Here is a 17,520-nt window from a genome sequence, read left to right as displayed (position 1 = left end):
GTGCTTGTCGGGGTCCTGGTTGTCGGGCTGATCGTGGGGCTGGTCGTGTTCCTGTCGACGCGGAGCACGTCGGATCGGGCGCGGAGCTATTGCTGGGGGTTGCTGAGCGCGGACGAGTTGGCGACGTTGTTGCCACCTGGGGAGTACGGGGAGGCGGTGCGGAAGGATGCGCTTCGCTATCCGGCCTCCGGTGGCAATGAGTGCTTGGTGTACAGCAAGGTCCGGGGCCGGCCGCAGGTCGCGTTTCGGTACGCCCTCGACGGGGACTACTGGTCGACCGGCCAGCACTACGGCGTTGGCGCCCGGCTGCCGATTTCGATGCCGTTGGGGGATGGGCTGCTCGGCATGGCCTCGGATCTCGATGGTTGGCTGCGAGTTCCGCCCTGCATGGCCGATGGGGGGACATCGTTCGCCCGGGTGACCGCCGAGGATGTGCACAGCCCCGAGCGACCCCTCCGACTCGGGGTGCCCGGGAGGGCCGGGAACCGGGAGCGGATCGCGTCGACGATGGTGACGTTGACCAACGTCGCGCGGCGGAAGGCGGGCTGCACGATGCCGGAGCTGCCCGCGCCGGCTCGGCGGGGCGAGGTGGTGCCCACCGCGTTTGGGCAGGGGGCGACGTTGTGCGGAGTGTCGCCGGCCGGGGTCGATCTCGGTGCGCATCCCACCTGGGTCGAGCGCTGGTCGGGGCGCGATTCCGGGTGGGAGGACTGCGTCGTTTCGGAGGCGGCGAAGCCGAACGAGGTGTCGGCGCTTCGGCTGGAGGTGCGTCGCGGCGTACTGGCCGACCTCGAATACGCGCGAGCGCCCACTCCCGAGACGGTGGGAAAGGTTGCCGAGTCGCATGTGATCGACGGCCAGGGCTCGGGATACTTCGCCCGGTGTTCGGCGGGCAGTGTGCAGTACCTGCTGACGATCAAGCCCGGGACGTCATTGCCGGCCTCGGACGCCATCCTGCGCGCCGTGTTGGCCGCCAACGCCGCACGTGACGGTTGCGGGCCACCGGGCTGAGGGTGGGGGTCGGACGGTTTTGGCCGGCCGGTCGCCGACCCGCTTCGTCATACCGAAAAGGGCATGTGTTGCGGTCCAAAGAGTATTGGACGGGCATGTCGTTGGCGGGAGAGGCTCCCTGTGATGGGGCTTGCGGCGAAGGGAATGGGCGATGGGACGGTCGGTGGCCGGGGAGGGTGTGCTGCCTGCGCACTATGTGGCGGGGGAGTTCACCCGGGCGGGTGACGGCGTCTTTGCGCTGGTGAACCCGGTGGACGGGGCCGTCGTGGGGGACGTGCCCGAGGCCGATCGGGGGGTTGTGGATGCCGCCGTGGCGGCCGCGCGGGGGGCGCTGGCCGAGTGGGGGGTGGCGAGTGTCGAGGTGCGGGCCGAGGCGATGCGGCGGATCGCGGACGGGATCCAGGCCCGGTTCGACGAGTTCGTGGACGCCGAGGTCGCCGACACCGGCAAGCCGCGCGAACTGGCGGCCGGCGTCGACATCCCGCGGGCGATCGGCAACTTCCGGGCCTACGCCGACCTGCTCTACGGCCGGCCCGAGCGCGCCCACTCGACCGCCGTGCCCGGCTGGAGCGGCGGCGTCGGCCAGGCGCTCAACTACACCGTGCGCCGCCCGCTGGGCGTGGTCGCGATCATCTCGCCGTGGAACCTCCCGCTCCTGCTGCTGACCTGGAAGGTCGCGCCCGCGCTCGCGGCCGGCAACACCGTGGTCGCCAAGCCGTCCGAGGAGACGCCGGGCACCGCGACGCTGCTGGCCGAGGTGATCCACGAAGCCGGGCTGCCGGTCGGTGCGTTCAACCTGATCCACGGTCATGGCGCGGGCGCGGCCGGCGAGTTCCTCACCGCGCATGCGGGCGTCGACGCGATCGCCTTCACCGGCGAATCGGCGACCGGCACCGCGATCATGCGCAAGGCCGCCGAGCACATCACCCCGGTGTCCTTCGAACTCGGCGGCAAGAACCCGGCGATCGTGTTCGCCGACGCGGACTTCGAGGAGGCCGTGGCGGGCACCGTCCGGTCCGCGTTCACCCACTCCGGCCAGATCTGCCTGTGCACCGAACGGGTCTACGTCGAGCGCTCGATCTTTGCCGCCTTCGTGGCCGAACTCGGTTCAAGGGCAGGGGCGTTGACCGACTACGGGCCGATGATCTCGGCCGCGCACCGGGACAAGGTGCTGTCCTACTACCGGCTGGCGGTCGCGGAGGGCGCCACGGTCGTCGCCGGCGGTGGGGTGCCGAGCTTCGGCGACGAGCGCGACGGCGGGTTCCACGTCGAGCCGACCGTGCTCACCGGCCTGCCGCAGAGCGCGCGCACCGTACAGGAGGAGGTCTTCGGGCCGATCTGCCACGTGCTGCCGTTCGACACCGAGGACGAGGCGATCGCGCTCGCCAACGACAGTCGGTACGGCCTGGCCGCCACCGTCTGGACCCGCGACCTGTCCCGGGCGCATCGGGTCGCCCCGCGCGTCGAGGCCGGGATCGTGTGGGTCAACTGCTGGAATCTGCGCGACCTGCGGACGCCGTTCGGCGGGATCAAGGCATCCGGGATCGGCCGGGAGGGCGGCGAGTACTCGTTGGACTTCTTCTCCGAGCCGGTCAATATCTGCATCAAGATCTGATTCAAGATCCGCATCCGCATCAAGATCCGAAGGATCGGTTCCCGACAGTGACAGCGACACAGGCAACGAGCAATGCAATCGAAGCGGCCGCCGAACGGTTGCTCCACGCGGAGCGGAGCGGCGTGCCGTGCGCGCCGATCCGTGACCTGATCACCGGCGTCGAGGACGCGTACGCGGTCCAGGAGCGGCTGACCCTGGGTCGCCTTGCCGAGGGCCGCCGCCTGGTCGGCCGCAAGATCGGCCTCACCTCCGCCGCCGTTCAGCGCCAACTCGGGGTGCAGGAGCCGGACTTCGGCATGTTGTACGCGGACATGGCGGTGCCCGACGGCGCCGAGATCCCGGTCGGCGCGGTGCTCCAGGCCAGGGCCGAGGCCGAGGTGGCCCTGGTGCTGGACGCCGACCTGACGCACGAGCGGCACACCGTCGCCGACCTGATCCGGGCCACCGCCTTCGCGCTGCCCGCGATCGAGGTGTGCGGCAGCCGGGTGCGGGACTGGGACATCACCCTCGCGGACACCGTCGCGGACAACGCCTCCTCCGGGATGTACGTGCTGGGCAACCGGCCCAGGGCGCTCGGCGACCTGGACCTGCGCCTGGCCGGCATGGTGCTGGAGCGGCGCGGCGAACCGGTCTCCACCGGCACCGGCGCGGCCTGCCTGGGCCACCCGCTGAACGCGGCGATCTGGCTCGCGGACACCCTCGTCCGGCTGGGCCGCCCGCTGCGCGCCGGGGACACCGTGCTCACCGGCGCGCTCGGCCCGATGGTGACGGTCGCCCCGGGGGATGTGCTGGAGGCCCGGATCGACGGGCTGGGCGACGTACGGGTCGCCTTCGCGGCGACGACCTCGCAGGAGGAGACCTCGTGACCGACAACCGACTCGACACCGACGCCGAACTCGTCGCCCGCCTCGCCGACACCCTCGACGAAGCCGCCCTCGCACACCGGACGGTGGCCCGCCCCACCGACAGCACCGACCTGGACCTGACCACCGCCTACCGGGTACAGCGCGCGGTGATCGACCGCCGGCTGGCCCGGGGCGAGGCGCTGATCGGCGTCAAGATGGGCTTCACCAGCCGCGCCAAGATGATCCAGATGGGCGTGGACGACGTGATCTGGGGCCTGCTCACCGACGCGATGCTGGTGGAGGAGGGCGGCGTACTCGACCCCGGCGGCCTGATCCATCCCCGGATCGAGCCGGAGATCGCCTTCCTGATCGGCAGCCCGCTGTCCGGCACGGTCACCCCCGCCGAGGCGGTCCGCGCGGTCGCCGGCGTCGCGGTCGCCTACGAGGTCCTGGACTCGCGCTACGCCGACTTCGATTTCACCCTCCCCGACGTGATCGCGGACAACGCCTCGGCGGCCGGCTTCGGCTTCGGCACCTGGCACGACCCGGCCGGGCTGGACCTGAGCAACCTGGGTCTGCTCGTCGAGATCGACGGGCGGGTCGTGGCGAGCGGCTCCTCGGCGGCGATCCTGGGCAACCCGCTGCGTTCGCTGATCGCGGCGGCCCGACTGGCCGCCGAGGCCGGTCTCGAACTCCGGCCCGGCTGGGTCGTGCTCGCGGGGGCTGCCACCGCCGCGATGCCACTGCCCAAGGGTGTGCACGTGCGCGTGTCCGCGGCCGGCCTCGGTCGCGCGGAGGTGACCACCCGATGAGCGCCGACGACGGCATCCTGGTCGCCGGCAAGGCCACCCCGCGCGGCCGATTCCCGCACGTCAAGCGGGCCGGCGACTTCGTCTACGTGTCCGGCACCAGCTCCCGGCGGCCGGACGGCACCTTCGTCGGCGCGAGCGCGGACGCGATGGGGACCACCGACCTGGACATCCGGGCGCAGACCCGGGCGGTGATCGAGAACATCGCCGACCTGCTGGCTGCGGCCGGCGGCGGCCTGGCCGATGCGGTCTCGCTCACCACCTACCTGGTCAGCATGAACGACTTCGGCGGCTACAACGAGGTCTACGCCGAGTTCTTCGACGAGACCGGCCCCACCCGTACGACCGTCGCGGTGCACCAACTCCCGCACCCGCACCTGCTGATCGAGATCTCCTGCGTCGCGTACCTGCCGCAGCGGCCCCGCTCCACCGGGTCGGACCCGGCCGACGCGGTCCGGCCCCGAAGCGACCAAGGCGATCAAGGCGACCAAGGCGGCCAAGGCGACCGAAGCGACTGAAGTCACCGAGCCGACCGAGCGACCGTGCGAGAAAGGAACCGCGAGATGAGCCTGCCGAAACTGACCAACGGCCTGCCGTTCAACTTCACCCGATGGATCGACGAGCACCGTGACCTGCTGAAGCCCCCGGTCGGCAACATCCAGATCTGGCAGGAGGCCGACCTGCTGGTCACCGTGGTGGGCGGGCCCAACCAGCGCACCGACTTCCACGACGACCCGATCGAGGAGTTCTTCTACCAGCTCCAGGGCAACATGGTGCTCCGGGTGATGGAGGAAGAGGGCAAGCCGCCGGTCGACGTCCAGATCAACGAGGGCGACGTCTTCCTGCTGCCGCCGCACGTGCGGCACTCGCCGCAGCGGCCGGAGCCGGGCAGCATCGGTCTGGTGGTCGAGTTCGGCCGGACCGAGGGCCTGATCGACGCGTTCGAGTGGTACTGCGTCGAGTGTCACCACCTGGTGAACCGCTCGCCGGTACAGGTGCGTTCGATCGTCGACGACCTGCCACCGCTGTTCGAGGCGTTCTACGACGGCGACCGCACGTGCCCGCACTGCGGTGCCACCCACCCGGGTCGGCAGTGGCCGGACGCGCTGCGCCCGCGGACCGTGCCGCGCACCGACACCTCCGCCTGACCCCGGGTACCACCGCTGCCGCCCGACCCGCTGCCGCGTGACCCGATCTCCACCACTGCCCCGACCGCCGGCCGAGCCCGGCGGTGAACCACGGAGGTTCCGTGACTGTCATCGACGTCCACTCGCACGTCTTCCCGAGGATCTCGCAGGCCGAGAGCCGCATCCTGACGGGTGCGGGCGAGCCGTGGCTGCGGGTCCACGGTGACGGCACCGGGATGATGATGAGCGGCGAGGACGAGTACCGACCGGTGATCGCGCCGCTGTGGGATCCCGAGCGTCGGTTGGCCGACATGGACGCGCTCGGCGTGGACGTGCAGGCGATCTCCTCGACACCGCTGATGTTCGGCTACGCGGCCGAGCCCGCCCGCGCCGTCGAGTGGTGCGACCTGGTCAACGACCGCATCCTCGACTACTGCTCGCTCGACCCGGAGCGGTTGTTGCCGCTGAGCCAGGTCCCGCTCCAGGACATCGGCGCGGCCTGCGAGACCGCGTCCCGGGCGGCGGCGGCCGGGCACCGAGGCGTGCACATCGGCAACCACGTCGGCGAGCGCTACCTCGGCGACGACGGGATCGTGGAATTCCTCGCGCACTGCGCCACCGAGGAGATCCCGGTACTCGTGCACCCGTGGGACATGCTCGGCGGCGAGCGCATGCGCGGGCACATGTTGCCGTGGCTGGTCGGGATGCCCGCCGAGACCCAGCTCAGCATCCTCGGGATGATCCTCCAGGGCGCGTTCGAGAAGCTGCCCGAGTCGCTGAAGTTGTGCTTCTGCCACGGCGGCGGCAGCTTCGCGTTCCTGCTGGGTCGAGCCGACAACGCCTGGCACAACCGGGACCTGGTCCGGGCCGACTCGCCCCGACCGCCGTCCGAGTACGTGCGCCGGTTCTACGTCGACTCGGCCGTGTTCGACCCGCGCGCGCTGCGGCTGCTGGTCGAGGTGATGGGGCCCGACCGGGTCATGCTCGGTACCGACTTCCCCTTCCCGCTGGGGGAGTCGGAACCCGGTGAGGTGGTCCGGGCCTGCCCGGAACTGACCCCGGAGCAACGGGAATCGATCCTGGGCGGCAACGCGCGGCGATTCTTCGCGCTCGACGGGCGGCGAGCCGGGGCCGGTGCCCCCGCCGGCCCCGCGCAGGTGCCGGCGGGGGCACCGGCGCGACAATGAGTCATCTCGCACCGGCGGACGAAGCGGCGTGCCGGGCCGCGCCGATGGAGTCGTACGGCGCGCGGTGACGTGATCGTCGACATCGCGCCGGCCCTGGTGAACGCCGCGAAGCAGCCCTCGATGTTGCGACGGGAGCCGGTACCGCCGAGCGGGCGGGGCGGCTCCCGTCGTCGTTGCCGGACGACGCGCGGCACCCGGAGGGTGGGACGAATGTCGCACAGACCCTTGACTGGTATAGACCATTCGTATTGAGTGAGCCCCGCAACATCCCGTCCAGGGGCCTCGAACGAGGCACGCGCCGGTCCCGGTACGGCAGTTGGAGTACGCCTAGCGGTACTTCCCGTCGTCGATCAAGCGCGGTATGTCCCCCGCGTGAGGGAGTTGGCTTTCCATGTCGAGACTTTCCAGGTCCGGGCCGTCCTCCGGGCTCGCCGTGCCCAGAAGCCGGATCATGGTGTTCCTGTTGGCCATCGCGGTCGTGGGCGCGTGTGCGGCGGTGTTGCCGTTCGCCTCGACCGCGGCCGCGGCCGGCTGCGCGACCGGATGGAGTTCGTCGGCCGTCTACACGGGTGGGGCGACCGCCTCGTACAACGGCCACAACTGGGGTGCGAAGTGGTGGACGCAGGGTGAGACGCCCGGCACCACCGACGTCTGGGCGGACCAGGGTTCGTGTGGTGGCGGGGGCGACCCGACCACCGGTGGCTCGACCGGCGGTTCGACCGGCGGTGGGGGCGGCACCTGTACGTATCCGAACTGGGTCGCGGGCCACGACTACGCGGTCGGTGACGTGGTGCGCTACACGAACGGCAACCTCTACCGGGCGAAGAACGCGAACCCGGGCTACGACCCGGTGATCAGCACCTGGTTCTGGGAGCCGTTCACCTGCACCGGATCCACCACCGGTGGCACCACCGGCGGAAGCACGGGCGGCAACGGCGGCAATCCGGGCGACTTCGTGGTGAGCGAGGCGCAGTTCAACCAGATGTTCCCGAGCCGGAACCCGTTCTACACGTACGCCGGCCTGACCGCCGCGTTGAGCGCCTACCCGGGCTTCGCCAAGACCGGCAGCGACACGGTCAGGAAGCAGGAGGCGGCGGCCTTCCTGGCCAACGTCAACCACGAGACCGGCGGCCTGGTCCACATCGTCGAGCAGAACACCGCTAACTACCCGCACTACTGCGACGCCAGTCAGCCGTACGGGTGTCCGGCCGGTCAGGCCGCCTACTACGGGCGCGGCCCGATCCAACTGAGTTGGAACTTCAACTACAAGGCGGCGGGTGACGCCCTGGGCATCAACCTGCTGAACAATCCCAACCTGGTCCAGAACGATCCGGCCGTCGCCTGGAAGACCGGCCTCTGGTACTGGAACACCCAGAACGGCCCCGGCACCATGACCCCGCACAACGCGATGGTCAACGGGGCGGGCTTCGGCGAGACGATCCGCAGCATCAACGGCGCGTTGGAATGCAACGGCGGCAACCCCGCACAGGTGCAGAGCCGGATCAACAGCTACCAGTCGTTCGTGGCCGTTCTCGGCACCACCGCCGGGAACAACCTGAGCTGCTGAGCATGAGCGCGGGGCGGACCGGTCCGGCGGCCCGCCCCGCGCGCACGCCATCGTGGGTCAGGCCGGCGGCGCGGGCGGCTCTCCCTCGACCGTGATCCGGGCGACCGTGTCGTAGAAGCACAGGTGGCCGGCGATGTCGGGGACCGAGTCGATCGGATCGGTGTACGCCCAGGCCACGTCGGTGCGCGGGCCGGTGCCGCCGTTGCCCTGATAGGTCCAGTAGGAGGCTTCACCCTTGAACGGACACGTGGTGTGCGTGTCGGTGGGCTCGAAGCGGGTCAACTCCACGTCGTCCGGCGGGAGGTAGTACCGGATCGGCAGTCCGGTCTCGTAGAGCACCACCGGGCGCTCGGATCGAGCGACGATCTCGCCGTCGATCTCGACCGTCACGGTCTGTGTGCTGTGCACGGTCGTCACGAGGTGGCCCTGCGGGGGTGTCGGCATGCGCATCTCCTCCGGTGCCGCCGGCGATCGTGGCGCCGCCGGCCGTCCTACGTGCAACGGTCGCGGTCGGCGAAGCATTCCGGCGCGGTGCGCGAGCCGGTCGTCCGCGCTCCGTGTGAGAAGCGTGTGGATCGATTCGATTGGTATAGACCTATTGCTCGCGACCCGGCCGGCGGCTAGCGTTTTCCGAGTGCGCGCCGGTACCGCAGCACGGCCCGAATTACCGTTCCACTGACCCGAGTTGCCCTCGGGGCGAGAAATGGAGTCGAGCACATGCGCAAGGCTATGGCGGGTGTCGCGTTGACCGCGGCGTTGTTGGGTGTAGGGGCTGCCGCGCAGCCCGCGATGGCCGATCCGTCACCGGGCGGCAGCTTCTTCCTGTACGGCTACTACCCGACGCAGGCGTCCTGCGACGCGGCCGGCCGGGCCGCCGCGCCGGCACACGGCCCGGTGTACCTGTGTCTCAACAACGGCGGCACCGTGTGGTCGCTCTGGGTGCACTAGCTCCGGGCGCACCGACTGCGGGCGCATCGACTGCGGGTGCAACGGCGCCGGGCCCACCCGCCCCGGGCGCACCGGCGGAGGCACCGCACTGATACCGGCGAGGCCACGGCGCACGGGCTGTGGCCTCGTCGTTCGTGCGGGCTCTCGGGTACGCGGCGAACGGATCCCGGTCCCCGTCGCCGATCAGGTCGCGGCGGGTACTCTCGCCAGACACTCCCGGCGAGCCGCGCGGATGTCCTCGTCGTCCGGAACCAGCTCCGCGGCCACATCCAGATCGGCCGGCGCGTCGTCCCAACGCCCCACCTCCTGCGGGATGAACGCCCGGTTGTAGCGCACCGCCGGGTCGTCCGGGACCAGTTGGAGCCGAGGGCGTCGGCCTCGCTGGGGCGGAGGGCGGCGCCGCTCGCGATCACCGCTCGGCGATGCTCCGGGTCCGGTCGGGCCCGTCGGCCCGGCGGCCGAACAGGTGGGCGAAACGGCGGCACCAAGGCCGCCGAGACCACCGGCCGGTCGCCGATGGACAGCGGGCGCCGCGGTCGGCCGGCGGCCGGGACGAGTCCGGCTCCCCGTCCCCGCGCCCGCCGGCCGAGCCCTCGACCGGCCGAGCCTGTCGACCGGATGCGCGCGGCGTCAGACCGGGGTGGCCACGATGGCCGAGGCGGCTCGGGAGGAGTCCTTGGCGCGAAAGGCGACCAGGCGGCGGTCGGGGGAGACCGCGGTGCTGGGCGGGACCAGGGCGAAGGCCATCACCAGTTCGTTGCGATCGGGCTCCATGGTCGGGTAGAGCAGCAGACAACCGCGCCGGGGCGCGACCAGGCCGTCCGCGACGGTGTCGCCGATCGAGGCGGCGCTGCCGGCGATGCGCCGGGCGACATAGCGGTGTTGCGGAAAACTGACCCGGTTGAACAGGGTGCCGGTACGTCGGCTGCGGCTGACCACGGCGAGCGGGCCGAAACCGTGCAGGGTCACCGAATCGCGGTCGGGACTCTGCAACTGCGGGGCGATCACCACCCAATCCTCGATGTGGCCGGAGATCTTGGGGTTTTCCAGGTACATCAGGTCGGGGCCGAACTGGCCGGGGTCGGACCAGCGCAGCTCACGCAGCACCGGCAGCAGCCGCTCGTTCGTGATCCGACCCAGGTAGGCCGGGAATCGGCGCAGCCGATCCTCCTGCGGAAAGGCCAGTTCGACCTGTTCGGGCTGCAATGCCTCGATCACCGGGGCGAACTGTTGGACGTTGTAACGCAGTTCGGCCGCCTTCGTCGGATATCCGGCCCGCTCCACCCACAACCCCGGCGACCGGGTCTCCACCAACTCCGCGTTGAACATCTTGTTCCGTGCCGTCGGCTTGAGCCAGGGCAGTCGCTGGGTGACCAGCGGCGGGATCTGGGCCGGCGTCACCTGCGGCGCCCCGTCGACGAGTTCGGCGTACAGCCGGAGTTGGTCGCGAAACTCCTCCTCGTCCCGACAGATCGCCTCGAACGCCTCGTACAGGTCGCCGTTGCGGCCACCCTCGTCCCGGCCGATGTAGAGCCGGACCAGGTCCCGGTAGTTCTTGCGGAATCCGAACCAACGCCCCATCTGCATGAGCGTGTCGGCGGCGAGCGTCTTGCGCCGGTAGTAGGAGACGGTCAGGCCCTCGATGGTGAAACCGCGCGAGAGCTTGGCGCCACCGACCAGGATTCGCCAGACCTTCTGCCGGTCGAAGTCGGCCGTGCGCTGCTCGATCTCCTTGTCGCCGTTGATCACCACGACCGGGCTGCCGATCGAGTCCTCGATCCGCATCGCGGCGATGCCGATGTACGGCGCGATGTCGGTGTAGGACGCGGGGATCGCCGCGCCCGCCGCGTGCGCCTCGCTGACCGGCCGCACATCCTGCTCGTACAACTGCCGCAGCCGCGCCTGCGCGCCCGAGCCGAGGTAGCCCGCGCGGCGCCAGATCGCGTTGATCAACTCGGCCTGGTCCCGGTGTACATGCGTCTTCACCGACTCGTGCACGAGCATCGTGTGGTGTCGGAAGTGGTCGGCGCCCAGGCCGTGGTCCTCACGGAACAACTTGATCGCGCCGGTCAACACGAACATGTCGATCGCCGTGCACAGGTCGGTCTCGTCGTCGTCGTGCAGCGGTCGCACCGAACGCACGTGCGCGAGTCCGGCCGAATTGGCCACCGTGCGCTCGTCGACGGGGATGGTGGAATCGATGTCGTGGAAGTCGGCGACGCCCATGTAACCGTCCGGGCGGTCCAACGAGATGACGAAGTCCTTGGGGAAGATGTCCTCGGCGTCGGCCGGATCGATGAACACGTTGGCGAACGGCGTCGCGGTGTAGCCGATGTACTGGGCGCGCGGCAACATCCCGAGCAACTCCGAGATGATCCCGTTGATCGCGGTGCGCTGGACCTGGTCCTGCGCCCACTTCTTCGGATCCGAGGTGTTCACCGACGCCTGATCGGACTCGTCGTCGATGATCAGCGTCGGGATCTCGCCGCGCTCGGTCTTGATCCGCCCCAGGTCCTTGACCAGCTTCTTGAGCACCGAAGCGTTCTTCTTGACCACCATCAGCCGGGCCGAGCTGCGGTGCAGGTTCTCCGGCGCGTACAGCGGGGTGAACCGGTCGGCCTTCTCGAACTCCAGCGCACTGAGCCCCTGGCGCAGCGCCTGGTAGTCGTCCTGATGCCGGGTCAGCCGGACGATGTCGAAGCCGCCGAGCCGGGACGGCAGCGCGCCGTGCCGCAGGAACCCGCCGTCCAGCCGGTCCCGGTCGTCCAGGTAGTCGTAGTCGCGGAAGGCCAGGGTGCCCGAATCCGGGTCCTGGCCGTAGTAGATGTTCTCGACCCCGACCAGTTCCATGTCCAGGCGGCGCTGGGTCTGGGCGCGCAGCGCCTCGATCGTGCCGGTGAGCACGATCACCAGCCGATAGCCCGCGTCGATCGCCTTGGCGATCACGCCGGTGAAGTTCGCGGTCTTGCCGCTCTGCACGTAGCCGACGACCAAGCCCTTGGACTGGTACGGCTGTTCACAGGTCGGGTCGGCCAGTCGCTCGACCACGCGGCTGGTGTTGCGATCGAGTGCGGCAACCGCCTCCGGGGCCCACTTCTTGCCGAGCAGGGTGTCCCGGTAGGCATCCCAGTAGTGGCTGTGGTGTCGGGCCACTTCCTGGGTGTACCAGGGATCCCAACCCTCGTCGGTGATCACCACGGCGCCGCTGCTCCGCGCGAACGGCGAGCGACGGTCCAGCAGTTCACGGGTGGCCGGCTCCAGGCCGAGGGCCTGGTAGGTCGCGGTGCGGCGTTCCTCGGTGTTCGGCGCGGTCTCGCCGTCGGCGAAGTCCCAGCGGCTGAGCCGATCGCGCCACAGGATCAGCAGCGGATCGTCCGGGTGGGCGTGATGCAGTCTGCGGCGCAGCGCCCCCTCGCCGAGGTCGGGAAGTGCCCCGGTGTGCTCGTCGGCCTGGTAGGCCAGTGCCTTGGCCAGGTTCTTCGGTCGCACCGACATGCCGCCGAAGGCCGCCCGGTGCAGCGCGAGCAGCGCGAGGTCGTCGGTCATCGGTGCTCGTCCTTCGGGTGGTTCGGCTCGGACAGGTCCGACGCGACGTCGGGCGGCAGCGCGTGCAGGTCGACCGCGCGATCGAGCCCGTCCGGGGAGGGCGCGATCGAGGGGATCAGATCGGCGACGTCGATGCGGTAGTCGATGTCGCTGATGCGGGCCACCGCGGGCTCGGGCAGCAGCGCGAAGATGTCGTCGGTCAGTCGGGGGAAGGCCGCGTCGACGGGAAACGCCAGGGGGACGCCGGCGGGGGCCCAGTGATGTTCGCGCGGGATCGCGCTCTCGTTTCCGGTGACCAGTTTCAGGCGGGCGTCGAAGTCGTCCAGCGCGCCCGGCGCACGCACCCGGATCGTCGAGCGGATGCCCTCGATCAGGCCGAGCACCGTGCGGCCGTGGTCGTTTTGCTCCAGCACATGCGAGACGAACCACAGTGGTCGCTTCGAGTGCGGCGCGAGTTGGCCCAGGCCGTGGATGGTGTGGATGCGGGCCGGCCCGGCCACGGTCTTGACCTCGACGTCGTACGGGCCGACGGTGAAGTCGTGGTCGGTGCACTCCGGGTGTTGCCACGCCGCGATGGCCGCGTGCCAGCCGCGGACCGCCGCCAGGCCGATCAGCGTGAGGAGTTCGCCGAACAGGCCGATCTCCTCCTCCAGCGACATCCGCCGCCCCCGGGCCAACAACCTGCGCCACGCCAGCACCGTGGTCTGCACGGCAACGACCGGCGCCGTGTCCTCCTGCTGGATGCGATCGGCGATCTCACAACACACGATGTGGAACTCGCGCAGCAGATCCACGCGTTCGATGAACACGTGCAGGAACTGTTGACCCCCGTCCAGCACGCACACCGCCCGAATGCCCTGCATCCCCAACCGCGGTGCCTTCGTCCCGGGCTCGACCGGGATACGCAGCGCCGGCCGCTGTCCGCCCGCCTCCAGGTGCCAGAACAACGGCGGGTCGCCCTCGACCGGGATCAGCATCGGCATCCGGTTGTCGAGATGGTCGCGCAGCGCGTCGCAGCTCAGATGCCTGCTGCGCCGGTCCGCACTCAAGAGGCCCCCTCGGAGCCGTACTTCGCCGTCTCGTTCTTCACCGCGGCCAACAACAGCGACTGCCACAGGTCCAGGTTGTCCTTGACCCGGGGGCCGATCCGCTCGCCCGTGAACGCCTCGTTCATCAGCAGGTACAGCAGCGTCTTGAGCACCGGCACGTCGTTGAGGACGGCGCGTCGTCCGCCGAGCAGCGCCGCGCGGAACTGCTTGTTCAGCAGCAGCCTGCGCTCCTCCCGGTCGATCTCGAAGAATACGTCGCCGCCCAGCGGCACCCAGCGCACGTCGATCGGCTCCTCACCCGGCACGAACGGGAGTTCCTCCTCGATCGCGGCACGCAGCTCCGGGGCGAAGCCCTTCCCGGGCGGCAACACCGCCTTGCGCTCGCGGGTGGTGGTGCGGGCCTGGCGGTAGGCCCCCTCGGCGTCCTTCAGGAAGTCCAGGAAGGTCCGGCCCTCGGCGTCGGTCGCGCGTTCGACCGCGTCCACGAAGCCCGGGATCGGCTGGAGTTCGGCCTTCTTGACGGTGAGTCCGAAGGCGTGTTCCGACTCGGCCGGCAGGTCGAATTCGATCCTGGCCAGCGACAGGTGTTGCTCGCTCTGACGCAGCCCGTGCCAGCCGCCGGCCTGCACGAGGCGGTCGTTGCGGTAGGCGTACAGGCCCTGGCGGGCCACGATGCCGCCGGGCAGGCGGAACTGCTCGGCGTTGGAGCGCGGCGTCCACACGTGGGCGGTCAGCTCCAGCGGACCGACCCCCTCCAGGGTGGTGGTGAACGTGCGCGGGTAGCCCGGGAGTCCGGAGATCGGGTAGCCGAACGGGTCGACGCCGATCACCTGCCAGGTCATCGGGGGCGTTTCCTCGTCGCTGCCCGAGACCGCGATGGTGATCCGGATCCGCCCGTCGGCCAGGAACCGGTGCAGGTGCAGACCGAGGTGGTCGGCCAACGAGCGCATCGTCTTGGTCAGGTAGATGTCGGTCTGCCCGGCGTCGCCGCGGGCCGGGAAGTCGCGGACGCCGTCCCAGCGCACCGCCGTGCCGTTCCACATCACGTACTCGTCGTAGCGATCCAGGAATCGTTTGGCGAACTCCAACTCGACGATGTCGCACTGGAAGCTCTCCTGTGCCTGCTCGGTACGCCAGCGCCGGCCCACCGTGCCGGCCCGCTTGGCCCGGCTGATCACGGTGACGCTGTCCGCGTGGCTGAAGGACGCCGCCTTCAGGCCCATCCCGAACATGCCGAGCGCCCGGTCGTCGTACGCGCGCCGCTTGCCCACGGTCATCGCGGTGTCCAACTCGGCCTCGGTCATCCCGCGTCCGTTGTCCACGATGACCAGCGAGGTCAGCAGGTCGCCGCTGCGTTGGAAATGCACGACGACGTCCGAGGCGCCGGCGTCGATCGAGTTGTCCACCAGGTCGGCCACGGCTTCCTCGAAGCGGTAGCCCTGACTGGCCAGTCCCTTGATGTACCCGGGATCCGGAGGCAGGTGCTTGCTGCCGCTCGTAGGTACGTCGAAACGCCAGTCGTCCATGCCCACCCCTGGATCCCACACCCTCGGTGCGCGCAGTCGCGCGCCCGCCCCACGTGCGCTGGGACCGACCGTAGCGGTTGGCTCGGCAACCCAAAAGCGGAACGCCCGACTCGTGATCTGCGCGCGCTCGGATCGAGGCCCGGTCGGCCCCGGTCGGCTACAGGCCCCGGCGTACTCGCGGGCGGGCGTAGTCGGCCCACTGGGCCGGGAATTCCGCCTCGATGCGCCGTGCGAGAGCAACCTCCTCGCCGTAGAGCAGGCCCCACGTGAAGGCGCTCTCGCCCGCGCTGTGCGCCCCGATGGCCAGTCGGCGCAGGGCCTTTCGGGTCTGCACGGTGTCCTGGTGGGTGCCCAGCAGGCTTTGCAACTCCTTGGCTCGCCTGGCGAGCCGCTTGGCGGGTTTGCCCAGCGCCGGGCGGGTGGCCTCGCCGGCGTAGCGGACCCGCTTGGCGGCCTTGCGCACCTCGTGCAGGGCGGCGTCGCGGGCCGGCCCGGCGGGGGAGCGCAGCGCGACGCGGGCCCGCCTGGAGATCCGCCGGTCGCTGCGACGCAGGGCCGCCGCGGCCGGACGGCGGGCCGGTTGGGCCGCTCGGGCGGTGAACGGTGGGCGGGCGACGAGGGTGTCCAGCGCGTCCAGGAGGGCGAAGTAGCGCGCGCCGTCGAGTTCGCCCAGGATCCGGACCCGGGCCTCGGCGGTGCGCCGGGCGTCCCACGCGGTCAGCCGGGCCTCCACCGGCCCCAGTACCGCCTCCGCGGGCAGCGCGTCGAGGCGGTCGCGCAGCCGTTGGGCCAACACCTCCTGGTCCCGAGCCCGGCCCAACTCGGCGGCCAGCCATTTGAGTTCGGCGCCCAGGATGCCGGTCACCCGTTCGTCGAGCACACGTGCGAAGACCCGGAACGCGCTGCGCAGCCGCCGGGTGGCGACCCGCATCCGGTGCACCGCGTCGGGTTCGTCGAGCCGGACCCGGGGGTCGTACGCGAGCAGCGTGTCGATCTGCTCGCGCACGTAGTCCAGTGCCACCGCCCCGGCGCTTCCGGCGCGCGGCTTCGCGACCTTGCGGCGCGGTCGCAGACCCGCCTCGGTCAGCGCGTGTCCGAGCTTGGACGCCGTCGGGGCCCGCCGCCAACCGCCCTTGACCAGCCGCCGATCCAGCGCGTCGAGCAGCGCCGGCTCACCGTCCACCAGTTCGACCTCGACCTCGGTCCAGGACACCGTGGTCACACCGGACTTGACGAACACCTCGGCCGTCACCGAGTCGTGCGCGATCTCGGCCAGGGTCGGCCCGCCCGCCCGGACCAGCCGCACCTCGCGCACGGTCCGCAGCCGCACGGTCGGCACCGGCTCGCCGTCGCGGGTGTGCGCCCGGATCCGCACCGCGAGCTCGGCCGGCACCACCCGCTCGGACGCGCCCAGCGGCACCCGCACCTCGTCCCGCGCGTCCACCCCGGCGGGCAGCTTCAGATGCCACCCGGCATCCGCGCCCCCGGTCCGCCGGCGCAGCGTGATCCCGTGCGCGGCCAGCGCCAGACCGGGCGTGTCGAAGTACATCGCGTCCAGCTCGACGGTCTTGCCGACCTCGACCCGCACCCCGGCCGACATCCCGGCGAAGTCGGGCACCCCGACCCCCTCCGGCGCGACATACTTGCGCTCGATCTCACGCACGACCTCGGCCATGGCACGCACCTGCTTCCTCGGGGCGTCGCGAGGGGCTCGACCGGGCGGTCGCACGCCACGCGGGGGCGGATGGTGGACGGATCCGGAGCTCGCCGACCCGGCTCGCGGATACGTGTGCCCGATTCGGCCGACCCGACACGGACGAGCGCGCCGGCTCAGTCGTCGAAGGTCCAGCCGAACATGACGTGGTCGGACTCGGTGTCGGCGGCGGCGGTGCGGTAGGTCGCGACGGCGGCGTCGTTGTCGCGGTCGGTGAGTACCCACATGCCGTAACAGCCGCGTTTGCGGGCCAGCTCGGCCAGCGCCTCGGTGAGGGCGCGGCCGATGCCGTGGCGCCGGTGGTCCTCGGCGACGGCCAGTTCGTACAGGAACATCTCGGTGCCCTTGTCCGGGTGCGTCGTCTCGACGCCGGTGACCATCCCGACCGGGGCGGCGCCCAGGTAGGCGAGCAGGATGTGATGCCCCGCCTCGCCCAGGAAGCGGGCCGCCCAGTCCGGGCGTACCGGGTCGTCGAACAGGTCCCCGGCCGCGATCACGTCCGCCACCGTCGTCACACGCCGAATCGTCGCCACATTCGTATCCACGACGACATTCAACGAGATTTGGGCCCATTCC

16 protein-coding genes are annotated in these 17,520 nt (G+C 70.8%); 9 read left to right on the top strand and 7 right to left on the bottom strand.

The window, feature by feature from the left end:
- From ABZ374_RS12170 to ABZ374_RS12135, 8 genes are all read left to right on the top strand, one after another.
- A complete protein-coding gene (locus tag ABZ374_RS12170; protein WP_360309793.1) occupies nt 1–1,011 on the top strand; it encodes a hypothetical protein in 1,011 nt (336 codons plus the stop codon).
- Between the two features lie 151 nt (nt 1,012–1,162).
- Nucleotides 1,163–2,626, top strand: coding sequence for a 2-hydroxymuconic semialdehyde dehydrogenase (locus tag ABZ374_RS12165; protein WP_360309791.1), 1,464 nt, complete (start codon nt 1,163–1,165; stop codon nt 2,624–2,626).
- Between the two features lie 47 nt (nt 2,627–2,673).
- Complete coding sequence (locus tag ABZ374_RS12160; protein ID WP_360309789.1) at nt 2,674–3,492, top strand: fumarylacetoacetate hydrolase family protein; 819 nt, start codon at nt 2,674–2,676, stop codon at nt 3,490–3,492.
- Entirely contained in the window at nt 3,489–4,283 is a 795-nt protein-coding gene (locus ABZ374_RS12155; RefSeq protein ID WP_360309787.1) for a fumarylacetoacetate hydrolase family protein, read from the top strand. The genes ABZ374_RS12160 and ABZ374_RS12155 overlap by 4 nt, the downstream gene beginning before the upstream one ends.
- Nucleotides 4,280–4,798 (top strand): RidA family protein, encoded by a 519-nt coding sequence (locus ABZ374_RS12150; protein ID WP_360309785.1) that lies wholly within the window; start codon nt 4,280–4,282, stop codon nt 4,796–4,798. The genes ABZ374_RS12155 and ABZ374_RS12150 overlap by 4 nt, the downstream gene beginning before the upstream one ends.
- A gap of 45 nt (nt 4,799–4,843) precedes the next feature.
- On the top strand, nt 4,844–5,428 hold the full coding sequence (locus ABZ374_RS12145) for a 3-hydroxyanthranilate 3,4-dioxygenase (RefSeq protein WP_360309783.1): 585 nt from the start codon (nt 4,844–4,846) through the stop codon (nt 5,426–5,428).
- A 101-nt stretch (nt 5,429–5,529) separates the two neighbouring features.
- Nucleotides 5,530–6,594, top strand: a complete 1,065-nt coding sequence (locus ABZ374_RS12140) for an amidohydrolase family protein (RefSeq protein WP_360309781.1) — start codon at nt 5,530–5,532, stop codon at nt 6,592–6,594.
- 391 nt (nt 6,595–6,985) lie between these two features.
- Nucleotides 6,986–8,161, top strand: a complete 1,176-nt coding sequence (locus tag ABZ374_RS12135) for a glycoside hydrolase family 19 protein (RefSeq protein ID WP_360309779.1) — start codon at nt 6,986–6,988, stop codon at nt 8,159–8,161.
- Nucleotides 8,162–8,218: 57 nt separating this feature from the next.
- On the opposite strand, the gene ABZ374_RS12130 is transcribed toward ABZ374_RS12135, so the two are convergent.
- The gene (locus ABZ374_RS12130) at nt 8,219–8,605 is read right to left on the bottom strand and encodes a DUF427 domain-containing protein (protein WP_360309777.1); all 387 of its coding nucleotides are present in this window, start codon (nt 8,603–8,605) and stop codon (nt 8,219–8,221) included.
- Nucleotides 8,606–8,878: 273 nt separating this feature from the next.
- On the opposite strand from ABZ374_RS12130, the gene ABZ374_RS12125 reads away from it, so the two are divergent.
- The gene (locus ABZ374_RS12125; protein ID WP_360309775.1) at nt 8,879–9,109 is read left to right on the top strand and encodes a hypothetical protein; all 231 of its coding nucleotides are present in this window, start codon (nt 8,879–8,881) and stop codon (nt 9,107–9,109) included.
- Between the two features lie 183 nt (nt 9,110–9,292).
- Here ABZ374_RS12125 and ABZ374_RS12120 read toward each other — a convergent pair whose 3' ends face one another.
- From ABZ374_RS12120 to ABZ374_RS12095, 6 genes are all read right to left on the bottom strand, one after another.
- The gene (locus ABZ374_RS12120; RefSeq protein ID WP_360309773.1) at nt 9,293–9,445 is read right to left on the bottom strand and encodes a hypothetical protein; all 153 of its coding nucleotides are present in this window, start codon (nt 9,443–9,445) and stop codon (nt 9,293–9,295) included.
- A gap of 294 nt (nt 9,446–9,739) precedes the next feature.
- Complete coding sequence (locus tag ABZ374_RS12115) at nt 9,740–12,655, bottom strand: Z1 domain-containing protein (RefSeq protein ID WP_360309771.1); 2,916 nt, start codon at nt 12,653–12,655, stop codon at nt 9,740–9,742.
- Complete coding sequence (locus ABZ374_RS12110) at nt 12,652–13,704, bottom strand: PD-(D/E)XK motif protein (RefSeq protein WP_360309769.1); 1,053 nt, start codon at nt 13,702–13,704, stop codon at nt 12,652–12,654. The genes ABZ374_RS12115 and ABZ374_RS12110 overlap by 4 nt, the downstream gene beginning before the upstream one ends.
- Nucleotides 13,701–15,230 (bottom strand): ATP-binding protein, encoded by a 1,530-nt coding sequence (locus ABZ374_RS12105; protein WP_360309767.1) that lies wholly within the window; start codon nt 15,228–15,230, stop codon nt 13,701–13,703. Before ABZ374_RS12105 ends, ABZ374_RS12110 begins: the two co-directional genes overlap by 4 nt.
- A gap of 157 nt (nt 15,231–15,387) precedes the next feature.
- Nucleotides 15,388–16,905, bottom strand: coding sequence for a CYTH and CHAD domain-containing protein (locus ABZ374_RS12100; RefSeq protein WP_360309765.1), 1,518 nt, complete (start codon nt 16,903–16,905; stop codon nt 15,388–15,390).
- 155 nt (nt 16,906–17,060) lie between these two features.
- Nucleotides 17,061–17,459, bottom strand: a complete 399-nt coding sequence (locus ABZ374_RS12095) for a GNAT family N-acetyltransferase (RefSeq protein WP_360309763.1) — start codon at nt 17,457–17,459, stop codon at nt 17,061–17,063.
- Between the last annotated feature and the right edge of the window lie 61 nt (nt 17,460–17,520).

The organism is Embleya sp. NPDC005971 (assembly GCF_040629175.1).
Lineage (GTDB): Bacteria > Actinomycetota > Actinomycetes > Streptomycetales > Streptomycetaceae > Embleya.
Note: the sequence above shows the minus strand (reverse complement) of the source record. Positions and strands in the feature narration are given on the sequence as shown.

Bases quoted from the DNA above. Each gene is read 5' to 3' on its own strand.
- ABZ374_RS12135 (WP_360309779.1), top strand. From the start codon at position 6,986: ATGTCGAGACTTTCCAGGTCCGGGCCGTCCTCCGGGCTCGCCGTGCCC.
- ABZ374_RS12115 (WP_360309771.1), bottom strand. From the start codon at position 12,655: ATGACCGACGACCTCGCGCTGCTCGCGCTGCACCGGGCGGCCTTCGGC.
- ABZ374_RS12125 (WP_360309775.1), top strand. From the start codon at position 8,879: ATGCGCAAGGCTATGGCGGGTGTCGCGTTGACCGCGGCGTTGTTGGGT.
- ABZ374_RS12150 (WP_360309785.1), top strand. From the start codon at position 4,280: ATGAGCGCCGACGACGGCATCCTGGTCGCCGGCAAGGCCACCCCGCGC.
- ABZ374_RS12105 (WP_360309767.1), bottom strand. From the start codon at position 15,230: ATGGACGACTGGCGTTTCGACGTACCTACGAGCGGCAGCAAGCACCTG.
- ABZ374_RS12145 (WP_360309783.1), top strand. From the start codon at position 4,844: ATGAGCCTGCCGAAACTGACCAACGGCCTGCCGTTCAACTTCACCCGA.
- ABZ374_RS12130 (WP_360309777.1), bottom strand. From the start codon at position 8,605: ATGCCGACACCCCCGCAGGGCCACCTCGTGACGACCGTGCACAGCACA.
- ABZ374_RS12100 (WP_360309765.1), bottom strand. From the start codon at position 16,905: ATGGCCGAGGTCGTGCGTGAGATCGAGCGCAAGTATGTCGCGCCGGAG.
- ABZ374_RS12165 (WP_360309791.1), top strand. From the start codon at position 1,163: ATGGGACGGTCGGTGGCCGGGGAGGGTGTGCTGCCTGCGCACTATGTG.